Raw genomic sequence first — 24,356 nt, forward strand, 5'->3', positions numbered from 1 at the left:
GCTTCAACATGAATATCAAAAAACTAAATATAGCATTATTATTAGCAGCTGGGGTTTTAGGACAAAGTTGCACCGAGGATTTCCTCGATGTTCCATCACAAGAAATCATAGAAGCAGAAGACAGTAATGAAGTATTCGAACCGGAGGCATTAGTCAACGGCGTTTATGGAATGTTTACCGATTGGAATTATGGCTTCGCCTATTTAGGTATTACAGAAATTTTATCTGACAATGCCGACAAAGGTTCAGCACCTACTGACCCAGGAACTGATAAGGATATCCTAGACGCTCTGACCTATACCCCCACTACGGCCTCATTTCAATCTACCTGGGAACATTGGTATAAATCTATCGGACGAGCTACCCAATCTATCGAATACACTGAAAATTATGGATTGCCAGATGAAACTCTTAAAAAGAGGTTAATTGCGGAGGCTAGGTTTATCAGAGCATTAAATTATTTCTTTTTGGTAAGGGGTTGGGGAGATGTCCCTATTCAAGAAATTGACTTACTCGAACGAAAACCGACTTCTGAAGTTTACGCTTATATTGAAGCGGACTTGCAGTTTGCTATAGACAATTTGCCGCTTAAGTCAGCTTATCCGGCAAAAGATTTGGGGCGTGCCACCAAGGGTGCAGCGCAAGGTTTACTGTCTAAAGTTTATCTCTATCAAAAGAAGTGGCAGGAAGCAGTAGGTATGGCACAAGCTGTCCTTAACTCCGGTGAGTATAGTCTAGAACCAGACTATGCTACTATTTGGCGTGCGTCTACTGAGAATGGGCGGGAATCGCTATTCGAGTTTCAGGGCCGAGGCGCAGAGCTTGCCCATGGTATCCAGCAATATTCCCAAACACAGGGCGCCCGTGGTGAATCTGGTTGGGGATGGGGATTCAATACGCCTACTCAAAATTTAGTCGATGCTTTTGATGCGGAAGGCGACGAAATACGTAAAGACGCGACAATTATTTTCCGTGGTGAAACGCTTTATGACGGTCGGGTTATAAGTCAAGCTGTAGAAAATCCCAGATATAACGAAAAAGCTTATTCTTCCGCAAATGCAGGAGCTGGTGATACCGATAAGAACATCCGCTATCTGAGGTTGGGTGAGATTTATCTAATCCTTGCTGAAGCAGCTAACGAGACAGGAAATTCCAATCTGGCATTAGAAAACCTAAATATTGTTCGAGATCGGGTCGATCTACCAGCCGTAACAACAACCGATCAGAGCCAACTTCGACAGTTAATATGGAAAGAAAGGAGATTAGAGCTCGCCTTTGAACATGATAGGTGGTTTGACCTTGTCCGAACTGGGCAGGCAAAATCTGCTATGGAAGCCAACAGCAAACGGTTTCAGGATAGAAATAACCTATTTCCTATTCCAGACGCCCAACTCGTACAAACCCCGGAGATGACGCAGAATCCAGGTTGGTAATATTATTTTATGATTTGGGGGCTTTTTCCACTTAACACAATGAAAAAGCTCCCTTTCTTCGTATAACGATTATGATGCATAGATTTTTTCATATTTTAACTATTTTTTTATTTATTTACGCATGTAGTAAAGATAACGCTTCGGATCAACCTGGTACCGACACATTTAAAACCGACCAGGTTCTTCTTGGCGACACTCCGCTACTAAATAATGCAAAAAATGTAAGTGTTGATGCCGACTTTAAGCTTGTTTTTGCAACGGCTATTGCAGAGCAAAACCTAGATACCCATATTGAGATCTTAAATGAAGATAAAACAAAAGTTCCTCTTAGCATCACACTATCAGAAAACAAAAAAACGATTTCAGTACACCCGGCCAACCACTTAAATCCACTTAATACGTATACATTTATTATTCGGAAATCTTTATCCACTACAGACAATAAAAAACTAGACAAAGAATACAGCTACCTGTTTACCACAACTATAGATAACAGCGATAAATTCGATAGGATATCCACCGAAGAATTGCTGACCAAAGTCCAGCAACAAACGTTCAAATACTTTTGGGATTTAGCTCATCCGGCCTATGGCATGATACGCGAACGAAATACATCAGGCGAAACGGTGACAACTGGAGGTACAGGATTCGGTATTATGGTCATTCTTATCGGAATAGAAAGAGGTTTTGTCACGCATCAACAAGGTTTGGATAGAGTAAAGCAAATCGTTTCTTTTCTAAAACAGGCGGATACCTATCACGGTGCATTTTCTCATTGGTATAATGGCTCAACCGCAAAAACACAACCGTTCAGTGAAAAAGATGACGGAGCAGATCTCGTTGAGACTTCCTTATTATTTCAAGGCTTAATCACCGCGAGAGAATATTTTGCCGATACACAATTATCCACAGATATTACTTCTTTATATAATAATATTGAGTGGAATTTCTTTCGTAATAATCAAAATGCACTCTTCTGGCATTGGAGTCCGAATCATACTTGGGAAATGAATTTAAAAATTTCAGGTTGGAATGAATCTCTTATTACGTACGTGCTCGCCGCTGGATCAAAAAATCACACCATTGACATAGAAGATTATAACATCGGATGGGCAAAATCCGGAGCAATAAAAAACGGAAAATTATATTATAATATACCTTTGCCTCTGGGACCCGAAAACGGAGGTCCGCTTTTTCTCTCACAATATAGTTTCCTTGGGCTCAATCCTTTTGGTCTACAAGATGAATATGCTTCTTATGAAGAACAGGTAAAAAACCATACACTTATCAATAGAGCTTACTGTATAGCTAATCCGAAAGGCTTTGCAGGTTATAGCGAGCATTGCTGGGGATTAACTGCCAGTGATGATATTGAGGGTTATATGGCACATTCGCCTGACAATGATAATGGTGTAATATCACCTACGGCGGCATTAAGCTCGATGCCGTATACTCCTGATGAATCGTTAAAAGCCCTCGAGTTTTTTTATTACAAATTAGGTGATAAAATTTGGGGTGATTATGGGTTTAAAGATGCGTTCTCTCTTACGGAACCCTGGTTTGCAGAATCTTATCTAGCAATAGACCAGGGGCCAATTATTATTGGTATAGAAAACTATAGGTCAAAATTATTGTGGAAACACTTCATGCAAGCGCCTGAAATAAAATCAGCACTACAGAAACTAAATTTTACATCTCCTAATATTTAACAATGAAACTCTTTTATTTGATATCTGCATCCGTTCTTTCTATAACGCTTATAAACTGCTCTTCTCCGAGAACGGGAAACACCGCAGATACGGAAAGCAAAAAATCAGATAGCACCTTATCCGATGATTCTTTAATAAACCTCGTCCAAGAACAGACGTTTCAGTACTTCTGGGACGGCGCTGAAACTAACTCCGGATTAGCCAGAGAGCGTATCCATATAGACGGAGAATATCCTCAAAACGATGAAAACGTCATTACTATCGGTGGCAGCGGCTTTGGTTTAATGGCTGTTTTGGTAGGGATACATAACGGGTTTATCACCAAAGAAGAAGGACTGGCACGTATAGAAAAGGCACTGAACTTCCTTGATAAGATAGATCGCTTTCAAGGTGCGTGGTCACATTGGTATCACGGTGATACCGGTGAACCAAAGGCTTTCAGTAAAAATGATGATGGTGGCGACATTGTGGAAACGGCCTTTATGGCACAGGCGCTGATCTCCATTCGCGAATATTATAAAAACGGTAACGAAGCAGAGAAAAAAATAGCCACCAAAGCAGATGAACTATGGAAAGGTATCAACTGGGACTTCTACCGAAACGGAAAAGACATGCTTTATTGGCACTGGAGTCCGAAACACGAATGGGGAATGAACCATGCTATACAAGGTTTTGATGAATGTATGATTGCTTACATTTTAGCGGCTTCATCTCCTTCCCATGCCATCCCGGCAGACACTTATCACAAAGGTTGGGCACGTGATGGCGCTATTAGGACATCCATTACCAAATACGATATTCCAACTGTTGTTAAGCACAACGCAAAAGAGGGCGAAGTCGGACCACTATTTTGGTCCCATTATTCATTTTTAGGTTTAAACCCGAATGGGCTATCTGATCAATATGCTAATTATCAAGAAGTAGTGACCAACCACACTAAGATTCATATTGCCTATGCAGAAGATAATCCAAAACAATTTAAGGGATACGGAGCTGATAAAGGTTGGGGATGGACAGCAAGTTATTCCACAAATGGCTATAATGCCCATCATCCGGACAACGATCCTACTGGCGTGATCTCTCCTACTGCAGCTATTTCATCCATACCTTATACACCAAAGGAAAGTATCAGCTTTATGCGCTATTTAAAAGACAGCATCGGCGACAAGATATGGGGTAAATATGGATTCTATGACGCTTACAGCGAAACAGAAAATTGGTATCCGCAACGTTATCTTGCCATAGATCAAGGCCCGATGGTCGTAATGATTCAGAACTATAAAGATGGTTTTATTTGGAATCTCTTCATGGGTGCACCGGATGTACAAGAAGGTTTGAAAAAATTAGGTTTTTCCGCTCCACAAGGTTAAAACAGTAAAACCTGTCACATGTTCAGAAACAACATAAAACATTCACTTCTTGTCTACATAGCGTGGGTAGTCTCCCTAAGTTCCTACGGTCAAACTAACGCGCAGCGCCCTAATGTGATATTTATCATGAGTGACGACCATGCAGAGCAGGCCATAAGTGCATACGGACACCCTATTTCCCAAAAAGCACCGACGCCCCATATCGACCGTATCGCCAACGAGGGAGCACTATTCTTAAATAATTATTGCAGCAATTCCATTTGTGGTCCTAGCCGGGCAGCGATACTAACGGGTAAACACAGCCATAAAAACGGATTTATGCGGAACGGGAATAAGGGTTTTGATGGCACCCAACAGACACTTCCCAAAATACTACAGCAAAACGGTTATGAAACGGCTATTATTGGAAAATGGCACCTCATTTCGAAACCAACAGGCTTCGATCACTGGGAAATTTTAAATGATCAGGGGGATTACTACAATCCCTATTTCATTACAGAACGGGATACCGTTCGGCGTATGGGCTACGTTACCGACCTGATTACCGATCTGACCAAAGATTGGCTAGCTAATCGAGATAAAAACAAACCCTTTTTCCTCATGATGCATCATAAAGCCCCACATCGCAACTGGGTGCCTGCTGAACGGCATTATAAGCTTTATGAAAACACTGTCTTTCCGGTACCCGAAACGTATTTCGATGATTACGAAGGGCGATATGCGGCTGCGCAACAAGAGATGAATATCTATCGAGACATGTACGAAGGTCATGATCTGAAGATGGTAACCGGTATCGATTCAGATACCTTACTGTACGACCCTTGGCCACATGCTTTCTTAGAGACGATGACGCCAGCAGAACAGGAGCGTTTCTTCGCGGCTTACAGAGATCGTAATAACGACTTCTATACAACGATGCGTACGGAAAAAGAAAAAGCGCTTTGGAAGTTCCAACGCTATATGCAGGACTATCTCGCCACAGTAAAATCGGTTGATGAAAGTGTCGGTGAAATCCTGGACTATCTTAAAGCCAACGGATTGGATAAAAACACCATTGTTATCTACACTTCCGACCAAGGTTTTTACCTAGGCGAACATGGATGGTTCGACAAACGGTTTATGTACGAAGAATCCTTTGGTATGCCGCTGCTCATGTCCTATCCCAAACATATCAAACCGGGCATCAAAATAGATGGTTTAACACAGAATATAGACTTCGCACCTACCCTATTGGACCTATGTCAGATTGCGACCCCGGACGACATGCAAGGAAGATCTTTCAAAGCACTCTTACAAAATGGTAGAACACCAAAAGACTGGCGAAAATCACTCTACTACCATTACTACGAATATCCGGGCTTTCATAGTGTGCGTGCACATTATGGTGTAAAAATGGAACGGTACAAATTGATGCATTTTCCAAAGGAGAATCTGTGGGAACTTTATGATATCAAAAAAGATCCCTCCGAGATCGAAAATATATTCGGTAAAAAAGGAACAGCAAAAATAACACAAAAACTACAGCAAGAATTGCTGATGCTACAAGATAAATATGAAGTTGACAATGAATACCGATAAGACCTGGCTCACCTTACTTTTCCTCCTGTTTGCTACCGCTGGATATAGCCAAGGTATGCGAGCAGACACGTATTGTAACCCCCTTAACTTGGATTACACCTACATGATCTTCAATGCTCATCGTGATATATCCTATCGCTCTGGGGCCGATCCGGCAGTCGTAGAGTTCCGCGGAGAATATTACATGTTCGTTACGCGATCTATGGGCTACTGGCACTCTACCGATCTTCAAAATTGGAGTTTTATAACACCTGAAAAATGGTATTTCGAGGGATCGAATGCACCGGCAGCACATAATTACAAAGATTCTGTACTGTATGTTACCGGCAATCCATCTGGCCATATGAGTGTGCTTTACACCGATAATCCCAAAAAAGGAGATTGGAAAGCCACTCCTGCCATTATCAACAATCTCCAAGATCCGGATCTATTCATCGATGACGACGGCCAGGCGTATATGTTCTGGGGGTCGTCCAATAAATTCCCTATCCGGGGGCGTAAATTGGATAAAAACAAACGATTTATTGCCGATTCGGTCATCGTCGAACTTTTCAACTTAGCGCCCGAAAAACACGGCTGGGAACGTTTCGGCGAAAACCATGCTGATACTGTACTGGGTGGTTATATTGAGGGTCCATGGCTAACAAAACATAACAACAAATATTACATGCAATATGCCGCACCGGGTACTCAATTTAATGTATATGGCGACGGTGTATATATAGCGGACCATCCACTAGGTCCCTATACCTATCAAGCACATAATCCGGTTTCGTATAAACCCGGAGGGTACATGAACGGTGCGGGGCACGGCAGTACGGTTATTGGTCCGGGCGGTCATTATTGGCATTTTGCAACGATGGATTATTCGGTAAACATGACCTGGGAAAGACGACTTTGCATGTTTCCCACTTTTTTCGATGAGGACGGAATCATGTATACAGACACCTATTTCGGAGATTATCCGCGTTATGCTCCCTCTGTACCAAATAAACGGGGTCAATTTAGAGGTTGGATGTTACTCTCTTATAACAAACCCGTCCGTGTATCATCGGCCCAAGATGGATATGATGCATTTGCATTGACCGATGAGATTGCTAAGACGTCTTGGCTGGCCGAAAACAATGATGCCAGTCAATGGGTCGTTATCGATCTGGAAAAACAGGCGGATATATACGCCATCCAAATCAATTACGCCGATTATCAGTCGGACATGTATGGACGCATCGAAGGATTAAGACATCGCTATACATTGGAAGGTTCAGATGACGGCGAAAACTGGTTTACAATGGTCGATAAAAGCAAAAGTTTTAAGGATACACCCAACGACTATATCGAGTTGGAATCCGCCGTATCGACACGTTATATCCGCTATAAGAATATCGAGGTACCTACTCCTCACCTAGCCATGTCCGAGATCCGAATCTTCGGAATAGGAAACGGCAAAAAACCTGCTCCTGTAAAAAATTTCCAACTCAACAGACAGACGGACAGACGCGATATTTCGCTACGCTGGACAAAACAAAGCAACGCACAGGGTTATAACGTACGTTGGGGCATCGCTCCAGATAAGTTGTATAGCTCCTGGATGGTTTATGGCGACAATGAGCTCTTGTTAAAGTCCTTGAATACCGATCAAACCTATTATTTCGCGATAGAAGCGTTTAATGAGAATGGTGTTTCCGAATTGTCCACCATTACTAAAATAGAATAAAATAGATAACTCCATAAATAAGGATAACGATCATGAAAAGATTACCAATATGGATGCTCGGTGTTGCTATAGCATGGAGCGTTAGTGTGAAAGCCCAAACGGACACCAAAATGAATCAATTCATTTCGGAACTCATGGGCAAGATGACCATAGAAGAAAAAATAGGACAATTGAATCTTGTTACCGGAGGCGAGGCGGTTACAGGATCAGTTGTGTCTACCGGTGTAGAAGCTAAAATAAAAGCAGGCGAAATCGGTGGGATCTTCAGTATGTCTTCCCCAGCTAAAATCAGAGCCGCACAAGAATTAGCTGTCAAACAATCGCGCTTAGGCATCCCTATTATTTTTGGCATGGACGTTATTCATGGGTATAAAACGATGTTTCCTATCCCCCTCGGTTTAGCATCCACTTGGGATATGGGGCTTATCCGTGAATCAGCACGTATCGCCGCGGTAGAGGCCAGTGCAGATGGTTTGAACTGGACGTTCTCCCCTATGGTCGATATTTCACGAGACCCGCGTTGGGGACGAATATCAGAAGGAAGTGGTGAAGACACCTACCTCAGTGCGCGCATAGCGACAGAAATGGTCAAAGGTTATCAGGGCGATGATCTTACAGCACATAACACCTTAATGGCGTGTGTAAAGCACTTTGCGCTTTACGGTGCTGCCGAAGCCGGACGGGACTACCATACAACCGATATGAGCTTGCATCGTATGTACAACGAATATTTTCCGCCTTATAAAGCCGCCATCGACGCTGGTGCGGGAACGGTCATGACGTCTTTTAACGATATTAATGGTGTGCCTGCAACAGCAAACAAATGGCTGATGACAGATGTTCTGCGCAATCAATGGGGATTCAAGGGGATGGTCGTTACCGACTATACGGCGATCAATGAGCTGATTGACCATGGATTGGGTGATCTGCAAACGGTATCCGCACTGGCATTGAAAGCAGGTGTACACATGGATATGGTGGGCGAAGGCTATCTTACTACATTAAAAAAATCGTTGGATGAAGGCAAAGTGACCCAGACGGAAATTGATGAAGCTTGCCGGCTTATCTTGGAAACAAAATACAAGTTGGGGCTTTTTGACGATCCGTTCCGCTATTGCGATGAAGAACGTGCAAAAAACAGTATCCTCACCCCGGCCCACTTAGCCAAAGCACGTGAAATCGCCGGTAAATCGTTTGTGCTGCTGAAGAATGAAAATAATATCCTGCCGCTTAAAAAAAATGGCACAGTTGCACTTATTGGCCCCCTATCCAATACCCGTGCTAATATGCCTGGAACCTGGAGCGTAAGTGCAGATCTGGAGAATACCCCTAGTCTATTAGAAGGCATGCAAGCCGCTTTAGGCGACAACGTTAAAATGGTACAGCATTTGGGAGCCAATCTCCTGTCGGATGCAGCGTATCAAGAACGCGCAACAATGTTCGGTCGCACTATACCAAGAGACGAACGCCCGGAAGCGGAAATCATCGCCGAAGCGTTAACGGTAGCGGAGTCGGCGGATGTAATCGTAGCCGCTTTAGGTGAGTCCTCTGAAATGAGCGGTGAAAGTTCCAGTCGCACGGACTTGGATATACCAGATACACAAAAGCGATTATTAGAAGCCTTATTAAAAACCGGTAAACCTGTTGTATTGGTTTTGTTTACAGGAAGACCATTAACGTTAACCTGGGAGCATGGACATGTTCCTGCTATATTGAATGTTTGGTTTGGTGGTACCGAAACTGGTAAGGCGGTAGCCGATGTCCTTTTTGGCGATGTAAATCCTTCCGGGAAACTTCCGGCTACCTTTCCGCAGAATGTGGGGCAAATTCCTTTATATTACAGTGCTAAAAACACCGGACGTCCGCTGGCAGCCGGAGCTTGGTTTGAAAAATTCCGTTCGAACTACCTCGATGTAACCAATGAACCCCTCTACCCTTTTGGATACGGCTTAAGCTATACGACATTTACATACGGCGATATCCAGTTGGACAAAAACAGCATGAAAGCCGATGAAAAAATTATCGCCACCGTTACAGTGACGAATAGTGGCAACTATGACGGCGAGGAAGTGGTACAGCTTTATATCCGAGATCTGGTCGGTTCAGTTACCCGTCCGGTGAAGGAACTTAAAGGATTTCAGAAGATTTTTCTTAAAAAAGGCGAAAGTCGGAATGTGGTTTTTGAAATCGGTATTGAAGATTTGAAATTCTACAACAATGCGCTTGAGTTTGTTGCCGAACCCGGAGATTTTAAACTATTTATCGGCACCAATTCTAGCGATGTTAAGGAAGCAGATTTTTTGCTACGTTAATTTTGCCTCGTAAATATTACTGAAAAACCCCATACACATTTTTTTTGACATTGATAGGGCAATTTTGTGCCAAAATTAGGGGTACCTCAAAAATCTTTTTGGCACAAAATTACCCTATGAAAAGGACGTTTCCGACACCTTTTATCAACAAAAAACAGCCTTAAAACATATTTAAAGTACGTTTTTCGATCCTTACAGTAACAACCACCCAAAAATAAGAAACGCATTACAATGCAAAAAAAGAGCGTTACAATGCAAAAAAAGAATGCAACAAAGGGAAAATATAGTACAGCAATTTTGGATAGTATCGATATAAAAACAAATCTTCGTCTTACAACGCAAAAATATAGCACAATAATTTTGCATAATATCGATAGGCAAATAGTTCTTTGCATTACATTGCAAAAATATAGTGTGAAGATTTTGCATTGTATCGATATAAAAACAATTCCTCGCTCTACAATCCAAAAATATACGATGAAAATTTTGCATTGTATCGATATAAAAATATTTCTTCGCCTTACTATGCAAAAATATACGACAATGATTTCCGTCGTTATCCCGAACGAAACAAATAGTCAAGCTATTTTCTTTTAGTGTTCTTCGTTTTTTCGTACTTTTACCTACTTTCAAAGTAAAACAAACTGTATCAAAATAAAAGGCATTTTATTTTAAATGAGCGAAGAGACAAATTTTCCAGACGGAAATCCAGATCAGCACACAGACAATCAAGAACACGAGTTAAATTCGACAACTATTCCCTTATCGGGCTTATATGAAAACTGGTTTCTGGATTATGCTTCTTATGTTATCCTGGATCGTGCCGTACCACATATCAATGATGGTTTTAAACCTGTACAACGCCGCATCCTCCATTCCTTAAAGGAAATGGACGATGGACGCTATAATAAGGCAGCAAATGTCATTGGTAATACCATGAAATACCATCCACATGGTGATGCTTCGATTGGTGATGCAATGGTACAACTCGGACAAAAAGATTTACTGATCGACTGTCAAGGAAACTGGGGTGATCCGATTACGGGCGACTCTGCTGCTGCTCCCCGTTATATCGAGGGACGTTTGTCTAAATTTGCTAATGAAGTGGCTTTCAATCCGGATACGACGGAATGGCAATTAAGCTACGACGGGCGGAATAAAGAGCCTGTTACCTTACCTGTAAAGTTCCCTCTTCTGTTGGCACAAGGTGCAGAAGGTATTGCGGTAGGATTGGCGACTAAAATCATGCCTCATAATTTCATCGAACTGATTGATGGTTCTATACAGGTGTTAAAAGGAGAGCGTCCCAATTTATTTCCGGACTTCCCGACAGGTGGCCTTGCTGACGTCTCCAATTATAATGAAGGACGCCGGGGTGGAAAAATCCGCGTTCGCGCGAAAATCGAGGAACGGGATAAAAAGACGTTGGCGATTACCGAAATCCCTTATGGGACGACGACAGGTGGACTAATAGAGAGCGTGGTTACCGCAAATGAAAAGGGTAAAATCAAGATTAAAAGAATCGAAGATAATACGGCTGAGAATGTGGAGATAATCGTGCATTTGGCAGCGGGCATTTCGCCGGATGTAACTATTGACGCACTGTATGCCTTCACTGCCTGCGAGACATCCATTTCGCCAAATACGTGTGTCATCATCGATAACAAGCCACACTTTATGAGTGTGAACGACATCCTGATTGAAAACACAAAGCAAACGAAGGCACTGTTGAAACGCGAGCTTGAAATTAAGCTCCACGAACTGCAGGAGAAAATATTTTTCAGTTCGCTGCTCAAGATTTTCATTCAAGAAGGTATGTATAAACATCCGGATTATGAAAATGCGGGTGATTTCGAAACGGTCGTGAAAGTATTAGATGGCCTTTTCGAACCCTTCTTCGATCAGTTTTACCGCGCGATCACACCAGAGGATTACAAAAGGCTTATCGAAAAGCCGATGAGTAGCATCACCCGTTTCGATGTGAAGAAAGCCGACGAGCAGATGAAATCGCTGGAAGACGATATCAAAGTGGTCAAAAGGAATCTTCGAAACTTAACGGAATTTACCATCGATTGGTATGAACACTTGCGCAGTAAATATAGCAAAGGACGGGAGCGCAAAACGGAAATACGTATTTTTGATAAGGTCGAGGCTTCACAAGTTGCACTTGCCAATGCCAAGCTGTATGTAAACCGCGCGGAAGGCTTTATCGGGACAGGCATGCGGAAGGACGAATTTGTATCGGAATGTTCCGACATTGACGATATTATTGTATTCCGCGCCGATGGTAAGTATTCGGTAACGAAAGTACAGGATAAAGTCTTCGTTGGAAAAGATATTATCCATATTGCTGTTTTCAAAAAAGGCGACGACCGTACCATTTATAATGCTATTTATAAAGATGGCACATCGGGCACCAGTTACGTCAAACGATTTGCGGTTACCGCGGTAACACGTGATAAGGAATATGATATTTCTAAAGGCACGAAAGGTTCCAAAATACTTTATTTCACTGCCAATCCAAATGGTGAGGCGGAAATTGTGAATATACAGCTTAAACCACATTCAAAACTACGGAAACTCAGCTTTGATATTGATTTTGCTGAAATCGCCATTAAAGGTAGAGCTTCCCAAGGTAACATCGTTTCCAAATACCCCGTTAAAAAGGTCTCCTTCAAAAATGCAGGTGTTTCGACACTTGCCGGACGCAAAATATGGTTTGACGATGTACTTCGCCGCCTTAACGCGGACGAACGTGGTAGCTATCTCGGTGAATTTGATGGTGATGACAAAATCCTATTGGTATACAAAGACGGCTCCTATGAGTTCTCTAGTTTTGATCTCAGCAACCACTTTGACAGCAATGTCTTACGTATGGAGAAATTCATACCGGAACATGTGTATACCGCTGTTCACCAGGACGGTAAATCGGGAACGTATTATGTAAAGCGCTTTAAGTTTGACGACCAGCCCACCGGCAAACGTGTTTCCTTTATTAACGAAGCCTCCGGTTCTAAGCTTATTATACTGACAAACGGTGCGGAACCCATCGTTCGGGTAGATCTGCTAAAAGGAAAAACGCAAACACCGGAAACATTGGAACAATCCCTAAACGAAGTTATCGATGTCAAAGGTATACGGGCACAAGGTAACCGGCTCTCGTTCCATACCGTAAAGAAAGTTAAATTAATTACGGAAGAAGTCGACCTTACGAAAAAAACGGAACAGCAAGTAGATGAGGTTCCCCTTGAGAACACGGATAACCCGGAAAAGGAAACAAATGCAGAAGAATTGAAACAAGCATCTGATGATCAAAAAGATGCCGTGGAGAAAAGTGAAGAAACGGTTGCTGGGGAAGACAATCCGAGTGACAATATCAGCTTTGAAATCACGAATCCCGATGACATCAATCTAGACGATTCTGGACAGACATCATTGTTTTAAATGTATAACGTGTGAATCATTTGTCTAATGGTTTTCTATCATGAATATGTCAAAGTGTTTACATTTATTATCATACATCAATGCGCAGCAATGATATTTGCCTGATATTTGTACTATTCAACAGGTTTAAAATTTAAAATATAAAATGGAAAATACAATTATGGCAGCATGGAATTTAGACAAAGCGCATAGCGAGATCGAATTCAAAGTAAAACATATGATGATTTCAAACGTTAAAGGATATTTTCACGACTTTGATGTTACGGTAAATGGTAGTGCAGAAGATCTAACACAGGCACAAGTCGATGTGGAGATTAAAACCGCATCTGTTAATACCAAAAGTGAGTCACGGGATGAGCATTTAAGAGGTGCTGACTTCTTCAACGCGGACGCTTATCCTATCATTCGCTTTACAACAACTGAAATCAAAAAGATAGACGATGACGAGTTTGAATTAACCGGTGATTTAACTATTAAAGACGTTACCAGACCCGCAAGTTTTATTGCTGAATTTGGTGGTTTAGCCAAAGACCCTTGGGGCAACCAAAAAGTCGGATACACGGTAAATGGCAAGATTAACCGTCAAGAGTTTGGATTGACTTGGAACGCTGCTTTAGAAACAGGCGGGGTTATGGTCAGCGAGGACATTAAATTTTATGCTGACGTACAATTTATCCTCTCTTAAAATAAGAGAGAAACATAGATACGCAACATGTTGCGTATCTATGTTTTTTATAAATGCTCTTTATATACCAGTTTACGGATACCCCGCTCTAGTTCTTCGCGATCTTTTTCAGACAACACAATCGGTCGTTCTATAACTTCTTTTAGATCATTCAATTGCGCTAACGTACGCACACCTATCGCCGTGACATCCACAACAGAGTGACTGAGGACATACGCCAGTAAAAGATGAGTTTTACTGATACCCAGCGAAGTGGCGAGCTTTTCTACATTCCGCTTTGCACGCCCCACTTCTCCTGAAGTTAATTGCAAATAATCTTTTATTGGTTTATCGATTAACAATCCCTGTGTCAATGCCCCACGGCTAATAACAGAAATATTCTTCTCCTCCAATAGAGGAAAAACAACTTCTGGCCTGCGATCTAATAGATTATACTGCATCATGACACTTACGATATTTGATTTTTCGGTATATTCCCTAATCACGTTTGGCCGTATAGAAGAGAGACCATAATAACGAATCTTACCCTCTTTTACCAACAGCTCGAATGCTTCTATGATTTCATCTATCGGATCCTCTATTGTGCCACCGTGCAATTGGTATAAATCAATGTAATCGGTGTTCAATCGCGCCAACGAAGCCTCTACCGCCTTGATAATGTAAGGTTTGGAAGCTTTCCAGTCCCATGTACTACCATCAGAACGCCATTGATTACCGACTTTGGTTGCCAAAATGACTTTGTCACGTATCGATGCTAGTGCTTGACCGATCATATCCTCGTTCATGCCGCGCTCATACAGATCAGCTGTATCAAAATAATTAATACCTAATTCAATAGCTTGCTGCAGAATCTCTACGTTCTGTTTTGTTGCGCCACCTTTCAATGACATCGATCCCAAACCAATGGGCGCAACTTGTAGTGCTGAATGTCCTAGTTTCTTTAATGCTATCATTTCTAACGTAAAGTCCCTACAATGTGGCTGGTGCTTCCTGACTTTTTATCCCGATTAATTCGATTTCAAAAATCAATGGGCTATAAGGCGGTATATCTCTCCCCGCGCCACGTTCGCCATAACCTAATTTAGAGGGGATATATAACCTGTACTTCGCCCCACTTGCCATTAACGGAATACCTAACTGCCACCCTTTAATAACATTGGTTAGATCAATATCCAACGGTTCCCCGCGTTCATATGAATTATCAAAAACCTTCCCATCTGCCAATGTGCCTTTATAATGTACGGTTACTTCATCATCGCCCGTAGGCTTCAATCCGTTTCCCTCTTGAATCACTTCATAATAAAGTCCGTCTTGAAGATGCTGGATACCGGGCTTTTCTTTAACAGAATTAAAAAATGTGATTTCCTCTTCCTTGAATACATTGATTTTTTCCTCCGCCGCCTTTGCAAAAGCCTCCTTGATAATACGTATTCCTTCTTCTTCACCAATCAATTCCTCTTTTCCCTGTATAGCGTCATTTACACCTTGTAAGAAACTGTCAGAATTAATCTTGACGCCACTGCTCGTGAGTGAAGAACCTACATCTTTACCCAATGCATAGGATACGGAATCGGTATTTGATTTTAAAACCTGCGCCTGCGTTGCAGACATACCTGTAAATGTAACTGCCATCAAGGCAAATCCAATCTTGTTTATATTCATTGTTTATGTTTTTCAACTATATTGGTCACAATATCTCTCGTCATATTGGGGTAATCAACCGTCACTTTAATCTTACTGTTTAGCCATGCCTCAATAGCATAATCAAACTTTTTCTTCAAGCTATCAATCACCGGGACGCCCATCTGTTCTAGCGCTGCCGCGTTTAAATGTTGTTCATATTGGTTTTTCATGGGAATCACCAATAATTTCTTTTCCAAAAAAAGTGCCTCTGCAGGTGTTTCAAACCCCGCACCACATAATACGCCTGAAGCATCCGCCATACTCTTCACAAACGTATCACTCTTTATCGGGTTAATAGTCACGTTCTTAACGGTGAATTTCTTTTTATTATGTTTGGAATAGACATCCCACCTAACGTCCGGAAACTTAGAAAGATTTTTAAGCAAATGTGCATCATCGTAAGCAGGTAAATAGACGGTATAATGCCCGTTATCTTTAGGATCGAGCTGACGGATAGATTCCCGTATCACCGGTGTATAAATATGATCATGGTAGGCCTTGAAATGAAAACCGTAGGCTACACTTGACGGTGCATAGTTCTTCATAATAAATTTACCCAACATGTCGGTCTCTTCCGGTTTAGGGCTTGCGGGATCTAATGCGCCTATCTGATGACTCAGTCCGATACAAGGAATTTCCCGGGTCTGACAAGCCCAAGCTGAAATGGGTTCGAAATCATTGATGATAAGGTCGTATTTTTCAACAGGCAAATTATTTATTTCTTTAATAAATCTCCGAACAGTAGAACTCATAAAAGTTCGCCATAGATCCACACCACCTGATTTTCCAAAAATAAAGCTCAAACCGTGCAGACGGTATTTGACGGGAAATGGTAACTCGATATCTGCTTGGATACCGCTCACCAGCACGTCTACTTCTCCTAATGTCTGCAATATCGGGATAATGTCCAAAGCTCTACATAAATGACCATTACCCGTTCCTTGCACTGCATACAATATTTTCATCTCCGCTTTAATATATCGCTTTCATACAGTTGCCCAAAGTACTAATTTTCCCGTAATTGGGGAACAAGTAACCTATTTTAATTTAAATTTATTACCTTTATAACAGACCATCTATACAAATGAATTATGTACAACAAATATTGTCACTTTCTTGGCATGCTCCTTATTCTAATATGCAGTTCATGGGGATTTTATGCGCACAAAAAAATTAATCATGCAGCGGTGTTTACGTTGCCCACAGAGCTTGCTAAATTTTACAAAAGACACATTGATGTAATTACAGAAAAAGCGGTGGATGCAGATAAAAGATGTTATGTGGATTCTCTGGAATCTCCCAGACATTTTATTGATGTGGAAGAATATGAAGACGGGAATATGGATTCTATTCCCATACATTGGAGTCGCGCCATTGAAAAATTCCAGGAACGGAAGTTGCGGGCAAGCGGTATCGTGCCTTGGCAGATATATTTCACCTATCAGAAACTGGTGAAGGCATTTCGGGAAAGCAACACAAATGCCATCATTCGCCACTCTGCCGATCTCGGTCATTATGTATCGGATGCACACGTACCGCTTCACACCACGCGTAACTATAACGGCCAGTTAACCGGACAGATCGGTATCCATGCGTTTTGGGAGAGCAGATTGCCAGAAATGTTTGCTGACGGTTATAACCTATTCGTTGGAAAAGCCGAGTACCTCGATAGTCCGCTTGATTCCGCATGGGTCATTGTACGGGAAAGCAATGCTTTAGTTGATTCGGTATTATTATTAGAAAAAGAACTTTCCAACACATTCCCCAAACATCTACAACGAAGTTATATTACCCGAAACAATATACTTATTTCCAGCTATTCAGATGCTTATGCCAGTGCTTACCATGAACGTATGCAAGGTATGGTGGAAGACCGCATGCGAAAATCCATTCAGCGTACCGGTTCCTTTTGGTTTTCTGCTTGGGTAGATGCCGGACAGCCTTCTTTAAAAGGCAAATTGAAATCCGATCAAAAAGATGAAGTAACTGATGTCCAACAAGGAAAAATTATCGGACGAGAAGAATGGCATTAGGTTATTTTCATCATTCCTCTTCGCAATATCTCCATCGCTTGCTCCAACTCGTTTTCATTTAAGTGGCCAAAACCTAATCGCATAGCGGACAACGTATTGTTTTGGTACAACAAATTCTTTGGAATAAATAGATCATCTTTTTTACACAAATTTGCTAACTGAAAAAGAGAAAAACGTTTATCCCAAGTAGTCCATAGTGCTAAACCTCCTGAAGGCTTTTGGAACTCTACGATCTCATTAAAGCGCGTTTCTAAAATTTCACACAATAAATCCCTACGTTCGCGATATACCTTCATCGATTTTTTGAGATGTCGATGAATCTCCCCCTCCTCTATCATTTCGCCCAAAGCCTGTTCCATAATGAGATCCCCTTGCCTATCGATAATACCCAAATATTTACGCATTTCCGCAACAAGGTTATCCGGAGCAACAACAAAACCTGTCCTAAAAGCGGGAGCGAGCGATTTTCCAAATGACCCTACATATACCACCATCCCATGGATGTCACCACTTGCTAAAGGCATAACAGCCATCTGCTCATATTGAAAATCATAATCGTAATCATCTTCTACGATAATAAAACCGTATTCTTGCGCCAGCTGCAACAAGGCAATTCTTTTTTGGGCGGATAGTGTTACCGTAGTGGGGTAGTGATGATGGGGTGTAACGTGTACTATACGCACCTCACCCGGTTTAAAGTGTATGCGGATATAATCTACATCAATACCGCTTTCATCTACTGGAATTGTACGTACCCTTGCGCCCATTTTTTGAAATACCATATTGGCGGAAAACATACTCAGATCGCCTACCAAAACTTGGTCCCCTTTCGAAAGCAAGATTTGCGAAATAATATATAAACTCATTTCCACACTGCGCGTGATGAGTAAGTTATTTTTAGAAATATGCAAGCCCCTTGAAAAATTCAAATAGTTGCTCAATTGCTCCCTAAAATATTCACTTCCTTCCATATTATGCCCCGTAAGACGTTTCAAATTGTGCTTACGTTTCATCGAAGCGCTGTACCAGCGAGAAAGGTTTTGCATCTGTGTAAGCCGTATGTCTGGTTGCCCATCGTTAAAAACCAAGTGGTTCTTTGAGAATTCAAAGGGATTATCCAGAATTGTTGATTGTCTAAACTTGAATCCGGTCGAGGTAGGGTATTTTGCTAGTGAAACCAATTTTTCATAAGGTTTATCCATTTTCACCTGATGCGATTGATTGACGACGAACGTACCCTTGTTCGGCCGCACCTCAACCCATCCCTGTGCTTCGAGTTCGTCATATATCGCAATAACCGTTTTGCGATGCACTTGCAACACTTCGCTTAGCGCTCTCGTCCCCGGTAGCTTCATACCCACTAATAGATATCCACGCTGAACGGCATTTATCATCTGTTGGGAAACCTGTAAATATATCGGTTGTACCGATGTTCGGTCAATAAGCACAAAACTAGAGAACAAATCTAAAACCGGACTACTCATCTTATTAAAATTGGAACCATATAACAATCCGGAAAGATAATACTTTTGCCGCATGAAATTCATAAATAATCATCAGATATTATTAGCTGCAGCGTTTTTGCCGTTGTGGGGACACGCACAAGAAACAAAACAAGAAAACATCCAAGAAGTGATCGTTCATGCAAACCGATTGCAGATTCCTTTTAGTAAAGACAATAGAAATGTGGAGATTTTGAGCTCAGAACAGATCAAACAACTACCAGTCAAAAATTTGAATGAAGTACTTGGGCTTTTAAATGGGGTTGACCTACGACAACGCGGTCCTTTTGGTGCACAGGCAGATGTAAGTATTGATGGGGGGAGTTTTGAACAAACATTGGTATTGGTCAATGGAGCAAAGGTTTCTGATCCGCAAACTGCCCATCATAGCCTGAATCTGCCTATTCCTTTAGATGCTATCGAAAGAATAGAAGTGCTTCGGGGTGCAGCGGCACGCATTTATGGTGTCAATGCTTTAACTGGAGCAATCAACATCATTACCAAGACAGTAGACAAAACTTCGATCCAAGCCAACGTATATACGGGAAGTTCGTTTAAAAACAGAGACGAAGAGGCCAAAGACGGCATTTATTATCATGCCGGTACGCAAATCGGTGCAAGTTGGTTTAATGACAAACACCAACATCAGGTTTACTATAACAAAGAAAAATCTAACGGACAACGTTATAACACCGCATCACAGAACGATAAAATATTTTATCAAGGGAATCTCGCGATAAATAATGATAATGAGTTGGAATGGCTCGGTAGCTATATGTATAACCGTTTCGGCGCGAATGGTTTCTATGCTGCTCCTGACGACAAAGAATCCGAAGAAATTGTAGAAACAATGTTCGCCTCTCTCAGCTCGAAACATCAGCTTTCCGAACAATTTTACGTTAGCCCTCGTATAACCAATCGCTATAACGAGGATGATTATCGTTTTATAAGGCAGGATCTTGCTATCGGACGTTCACAACACTACACCAATGCATTTTCAGCAGAGCTAAACAGCCGTTATCAAACTACCTTTGGTGACTTTGGATTAGGTCTAGAATCTCGTTTCGACCGTATTAGCAGTTCCAATATCGGTAGTCACAACCGAAACAACCACGGTGCTTATGCAGAATTTAGAACCGAGCAGTTAAAAAATATGACGGTTAATGTAGGTGCATACGTCAACTACAATACGCAGTATGGTTGGCAGGTTTATCCGGGTATCGATTTGGGGTATAATATTAACCCGCAGTGGAAAATCGTATTCAATACTGGCTCTAGCCAACGTATTCCATCCTATACCGATCTTTACTTGAATCAGTCTAAAAATATTGGCAATCCAAACCTGCGTTCGGAGAATGCATGGCAAACCGAGGGAGCTATTAAATTTCAAAGCAGTGGGTTCATCGCGCACGCCGGCTATTTTTTCCGTGAAATAAACGAGTTTATCGACTGGGTACGGCCAGACGCTCAAACACCTTACCAACCATTTAATATGGGCAACAACAAAGTCCATGGCATAAACACGAATTTTCTATATACTTTCCAAGCAAACGATATCCGCTACAGGGTAAATCTTGGATACAACTACCTGGACGCATCCCTAAAGCAAACCAGCGGATTCATATCCAAATACCATCTGGAAAATTTAAAACATCAGGCGAAGTTGCTCTTCATGGCAAACAATGCCATTTGGAATGCTTCCATCGCTAACCGCTTCCATCAGCGTATATCTGATAAATCCTATTTTTTAACAGATTTGCGACTTGGATACCGGTTTCCGTCTCTTTCCGTATATGCCGATGCACAAAATATCTTTGACGTCACTTATATCGAAACAAGTGCTATTCCGATGCCTGGAAGATGGTATAGTTTGGGTATAAAATATGAATGGGGCAGCTAATGCCCCACTCCTTTCACCGACTGTAAAGAGGCTTTCACCTATTTTTATGAACCATTAACCTAAATCCTCTCCTATCTTTTTCTCTTTCCTGCTTATTTTGTTTCTACAAACACGAAACAAATGGGATGGTTTACAATTTTTAAAAAGAATAAAGACACGCGGAATGTCACTGAAACTTCGTCCGTTAACACCGTACCGCCATCTTTGGATAATACTTGTCAACTGAACGGGGCATCCGTACACGATGGGCAAGGTATTTTCCTCATCTATAACTATCTACAGCAGGATTTTGAAACGCGCGGTTATAACGACGCCCTTACTAGTCCCGATGAAGGCTATCGAAATGACAATATCAAATTGATTAAATATGATCTGGAGATTTTAATCCACCAAGTCAGAACCTATCATGATTCACTCATGAAAGACATTGAGTTCCACATTCATTCCCGGGAACGCGCCGGATTGGTAGATTTGGTCGATGAGCTACGAATTAAACAAACCGATCTAGTGGATCATATAGAGAAAGTGAAGGCGTTTGAAAACGCACTACAAACGGGTTCGGGGTTATGTGAACGCGCTATTCTATCTTACAAAAGAGGTTTTATGAAAGGCATGGCTTCTATTACGCAAGCTTATCTTTTGACAAAGAAATTTTAGAGGGATGAAAGATTGGTGGTTAAAATTCGGATGTTTCTTAACAGGATTCAATTATAATCTCGTCAAAAACTCCAGCGAGCAGTCGGCAAAGAATGTAAAAAAATACACGTCGGCCATGTTGCTTATTGTTTTGGTCTGGTTCTTTATCGGCTATAGCTTTGCTACACGTTATCTGCATTTAGACGGTTGGGGCGGTGTTTTCGGCGGCGTATTAATGAGTTTCGTAGTTATTCAGATCGAACGTATTATTATTCTGTCTACACGCGTCAGTACTTGGTCTAGCCTATTCCGGATATTACTTGCTTTGGTAATGTCTATACTGGGCGCCTTTATTATGGATCAGATTACCTTTAAAGACGACATTGAATTGCGCAAAGCACAGGTAATGGATGAGCGTGTAAAAGTTGCCGTCAAACAATCCGAAGAAGATATACAGAAACAAATCCAAGATTTGGATACGATGATTGCCGCAGCCAATTCGAGATACGAAACGGTAAGCGAAGATCTTAAAAAGAATCCGGTTATTATCACATCTTACACGAATCGCAGTGTTACCAGGGACAGTCAGGGCAAGGAGGTAAATAGTACGCAATCGACGAACAAGTCCGTCATGGAAAATCCCAAAAAACTGGAGATGGAACAATTGCACAAGCAGATCGAAACGTTACAAAACAAAAAGTTCGCATTGGCGGCGTCCATCATGTCCATTAAAGAACGGAAGGAACAGGAGCTAAATGCTTCCACTGGTTTCCTAGATGAATTGACGTTACTGCACGATGTCGTGACTTCTTCCTCGATCGGATTATTTGTTTATTTGCTTTTTTTATTCTTTTTTCTCGCCATTGAACTGTTCGTACTGGTCATGAAATTAACAGACAGTGATTCGGACTACGATAGGCTGCTTCGTCATCAAACCGATATCCGCGTGCAGATGTTAGACAAACTCCGAATCCCATAAACAAAGCTATACAAGAAATTGTTATTCATTATATTAAGCAACTAAAAACAAGTATATTATGTCATTCAAAGAAACATTTATCGTAAACGGCGAAAATCTGTTAAAGAAAATCAAAGAGATTATTGCTGAAGGCAATGTAACTAAAATCAGTATTTCCGATAAATCCGGAAAAGAAATCATGAGCTTCCCTGTTACTATTGGTGTCGTAGGCGTTGTGTTTGCCCCCATATTTGCTGCCATTGGTGCTCTAGCAGCACTTCTTACAGAATGTAAAATCACGGTGGAAAAACGGAAAGATGACGATATTCCTCCTCCGAACGAACCGCCAGCTGAAGAACCATTGCAGGAAGGCACCATTATAGAGGTTAAGTAGAGGCAAGTTTTCAAAACCAACTGCTTTGGATATTTGTTATGGGTATAACACATAATCAAAATATCATGGCAGCAAAAACAATTGGTATAGTTGTAGGATCTTTAAGAAAAGGTTCCTTCAGTAAAAAGATTGCGAATTTTCTTATAGAAAATGCACCAGAGGGCTATACGCTGGAACGTATCGAAATAGGTGACCTTGCTTTATACAATCAGGATTATGACGAAGGTGAAAGCCCTGCGTCTTACGCCCCTTTCCGCAACAAAATCAAATCGCTAGATGGGGTTATTTTCATCACACCGGAGTATAACCGCTCTGTACCAGGCGTGTTAAAAAATGCAATAGATGTTGGGTCCCGACCTTATGGCCAAAATGCATGGGAAGGGAAACCAACATTGATCATTTCGTCGTCTATCAGCAATTTAAGCGGTTTCGGCGCGAATCACCATTTACGGCAGTCGCTTGTTTTCCTTGATATGCCTACGTTGCAACAACCCGAGGTTTATCTTGCGAACGTACAAAAATTGTTTGATGATAATGGTCGTTTAACTAACGAAGACACAGCTAATTTTTTAAGACAGGTATTGGATTCTTACACGAAATTTGTTGAACACTATGCTAAAGGTTTTCATTAATTAAACGCTCTAGCTCATTTGCAGGGTATACGCCCGATTGCCTCCATCGTATTTCTCCTTTGCGGAAGAGAACCAATGTAGGTACACCGCGCACTCCCAACATCGATGCGACTTGGGGATTTTTGTCCACATCTATTTTTATGATAGAAGCACGCTCACCTACGCGCTCCTTTAGTTCATCCAATATCGGAGCTTGCATCTTGCAAGGGCCACACCATTCGGCAAAGAAATCGACTAGTACCGGCTTATCTTGATTTATTATCTCTTGAAATGTCATGCTGTTTCTTATTTACTTTTTTGAACACTGCGAACAGGAGTCACAAATATATAAGCATTTTGAAGAAAAAAAGTTTTAATCACGCTACCAATTTTA

At 41.5% G+C, this 24,356-nt stretch carries 20 protein-coding genes; 15 read left to right on the forward strand and 5 right to left on the reverse strand.

Features of this window, described 5'->3' with window-relative positions; genetic code table 11:
* Window positions 1-8: 8 nt before the first annotated feature.
* From H8B21_RS07575 to H8B21_RS07615, 9 genes are all read left to right on the forward strand, one after another.
* Window positions 9-1,433, forward strand: a complete 1,425-nt coding sequence (locus H8B21_RS07575; RefSeq protein WP_190313195.1) for a RagB/SusD family nutrient uptake outer membrane protein — start codon at window positions 9-11, stop codon at window positions 1,431-1,433.
* A 71-nt stretch (window positions 1,434-1,504) separates the two neighbouring features.
* A complete protein-coding gene (locus H8B21_RS07580) occupies window positions 1,505-3,142 on the forward strand; it encodes a glucoamylase family protein (RefSeq protein ID WP_223814906.1) in 1,638 nt (545 codons plus the stop codon).
* A 2-nt stretch (window positions 3,143-3,144) separates the two neighbouring features.
* On the forward strand, window positions 3,145-4,512 hold the full coding sequence (locus H8B21_RS07585) for a glucoamylase family protein (RefSeq protein ID WP_190313196.1): 1,368 nt from the start codon (window positions 3,145-3,147) through the stop codon (window positions 4,510-4,512).
* Between the two features lie 18 nt (window positions 4,513-4,530).
* Window positions 4,531-6,090, forward strand: coding sequence for a sulfatase family protein (locus H8B21_RS07590; protein ID WP_190313197.1), 1,560 nt, complete (start codon window positions 4,531-4,533; stop codon window positions 6,088-6,090).
* Complete coding sequence (locus tag H8B21_RS07595; RefSeq protein WP_223814907.1) at window positions 6,065-7,804, forward strand: family 43 glycosylhydrolase; 1,740 nt, start codon at window positions 6,065-6,067, stop codon at window positions 7,802-7,804. The genes H8B21_RS07590 and H8B21_RS07595 overlap by 26 nt, the downstream gene beginning before the upstream one ends.
* Window positions 7,805-7,836: 32 nt before the next feature.
* Entirely contained in the window at window positions 7,837-10,116 is a 2,280-nt protein-coding gene (bglX, locus tag H8B21_RS07600) for a beta-glucosidase BglX (RefSeq protein WP_190313198.1), read from the forward strand.
* 252 nt (window positions 10,117-10,368) lie between these two features.
* Window positions 10,369-10,713 carry a hypothetical protein gene (locus H8B21_RS07605; protein ID WP_190313199.1) on the forward strand — a complete coding sequence of 115 codons (345 nt, stop codon included), beginning with the start codon at window positions 10,369-10,371 and terminating at the stop codon, window positions 10,711-10,713.
* 78 nt (window positions 10,714-10,791) lie between these two features.
* Entirely contained in the window at window positions 10,792-13,560 is a 2,769-nt protein-coding gene (locus H8B21_RS07610; RefSeq protein WP_190313200.1) for a DNA gyrase/topoisomerase IV subunit A, read from the forward strand.
* A gap of 160 nt (window positions 13,561-13,720) precedes the next feature.
* Window positions 13,721-14,245, forward strand: a complete 525-nt coding sequence (locus tag H8B21_RS07615; protein WP_190313201.1) for a YceI family protein — start codon at window positions 13,721-13,723, stop codon at window positions 14,243-14,245.
* Window positions 14,246-14,292: 47 nt separating this feature from the next.
* On the opposite strand, the gene H8B21_RS07620 is transcribed toward H8B21_RS07615, so the two are convergent.
* Genes H8B21_RS07620 through H8B21_RS07630 form a run of 3 tightly spaced genes read right to left on the reverse strand, consistent with a single transcriptional unit; the run spans window position 14,293 to window position 16,893 of the window.
* Window positions 14,293-15,198 carry an aldo/keto reductase gene (locus H8B21_RS07620; protein ID WP_262891549.1) on the reverse strand — a complete coding sequence of 302 codons (906 nt, stop codon included), beginning with the start codon at window positions 15,196-15,198 and terminating at the stop codon, window positions 14,293-14,295.
* A gap of 16 nt (window positions 15,199-15,214) precedes the next feature.
* Entirely contained in the window at window positions 15,215-15,907 is a 693-nt protein-coding gene (locus H8B21_RS07625) for an FKBP-type peptidyl-prolyl cis-trans isomerase (RefSeq protein WP_190313202.1), read from the reverse strand.
* Entirely contained in the window at window positions 15,904-16,893 is a 990-nt protein-coding gene (locus tag H8B21_RS07630) for a glycosyltransferase family protein (RefSeq protein ID WP_190313203.1), read from the reverse strand. Before H8B21_RS07630 ends, H8B21_RS07625 begins: the two co-directional genes overlap by 4 nt.
* 126 nt (window positions 16,894-17,019) lie before the next feature.
* Here H8B21_RS07630 and H8B21_RS07635 point away from each other — a divergent pair, with 126 nt between their 5' ends.
* On the forward strand, window positions 17,020-17,961 hold the full coding sequence (locus H8B21_RS07635) for a zinc dependent phospholipase C family protein (protein WP_190313204.1): 942 nt from the start codon (window positions 17,020-17,022) through the stop codon (window positions 17,959-17,961).
* Here the strand turns inward: H8B21_RS07635 and H8B21_RS07640 are convergent.
* Window positions 17,958-19,445 carry an aminotransferase-like domain-containing protein gene (locus H8B21_RS07640; RefSeq protein ID WP_190313205.1) on the reverse strand — a complete coding sequence of 496 codons (1,488 nt, stop codon included), beginning with the start codon at window positions 19,443-19,445 and terminating at the stop codon, window positions 17,958-17,960. The two genes, H8B21_RS07635 and H8B21_RS07640, sit on opposite strands and share 4 nt — an antisense overlap.
* A gap of 52 nt (window positions 19,446-19,497) precedes the next feature.
* Between H8B21_RS07640 and H8B21_RS07645 the strand changes: the two genes are divergently transcribed.
* The 5 genes from H8B21_RS07645 (at window position 19,498) to H8B21_RS07665 (ending at window position 23,983) form a co-directional block, all read left to right on the forward strand.
* A complete protein-coding gene (locus tag H8B21_RS07645; RefSeq protein ID WP_190313206.1) occupies window positions 19,498-21,363 on the forward strand; it encodes a TonB-dependent receptor plug domain-containing protein in 1,866 nt (621 codons plus the stop codon).
* A gap of 120 nt (window positions 21,364-21,483) precedes the next feature.
* A complete protein-coding gene (locus H8B21_RS07650) occupies window positions 21,484-22,020 on the forward strand; it encodes a hypothetical protein (RefSeq protein ID WP_190313207.1) in 537 nt (178 codons plus the stop codon).
* 4 nt (window positions 22,021-22,024) lie between these two features.
* Window positions 22,025-22,978: a DUF4407 domain-containing protein gene (locus H8B21_RS07655; RefSeq protein WP_190313208.1), complete on the forward strand. Its 954-nt coding sequence runs from the start codon at window positions 22,025-22,027 to the stop codon at window positions 22,976-22,978.
* 58 nt (window positions 22,979-23,036) lie between these two features.
* Window positions 23,037-23,351, forward strand: coding sequence for a DUF4342 domain-containing protein (locus tag H8B21_RS07660; RefSeq protein WP_190313209.1), 315 nt, complete (start codon window positions 23,037-23,039; stop codon window positions 23,349-23,351).
* Between the two features lie 65 nt (window positions 23,352-23,416).
* The gene (locus tag H8B21_RS07665) at window positions 23,417-23,983 is read left to right on the forward strand and encodes an NADPH-dependent FMN reductase (protein WP_190313210.1); all 567 of its coding nucleotides are present in this window, start codon (window positions 23,417-23,419) and stop codon (window positions 23,981-23,983) included.
* On the opposite strand, the gene trxA is transcribed toward H8B21_RS07665, so the two are convergent.
* Window positions 23,967-24,260: a thioredoxin gene (gene trxA / locus H8B21_RS07670; protein ID WP_190313211.1), complete on the reverse strand. Its 294-nt coding sequence runs from the start codon at window positions 24,258-24,260 to the stop codon at window positions 23,967-23,969. The two genes, H8B21_RS07665 and trxA, sit on opposite strands and share 17 nt — an antisense overlap.
* Window positions 24,261-24,356 lie beyond the last annotated feature (96 nt).

It is taken from the genome of Sphingobacterium chuzhouense, from assembly GCF_014692525.1.
GTDB classification, from domain to species: domain Bacteria; phylum Bacteroidota; class Bacteroidia; order Sphingobacteriales; family Sphingobacteriaceae; genus Sphingobacterium; species Sphingobacterium chuzhouense.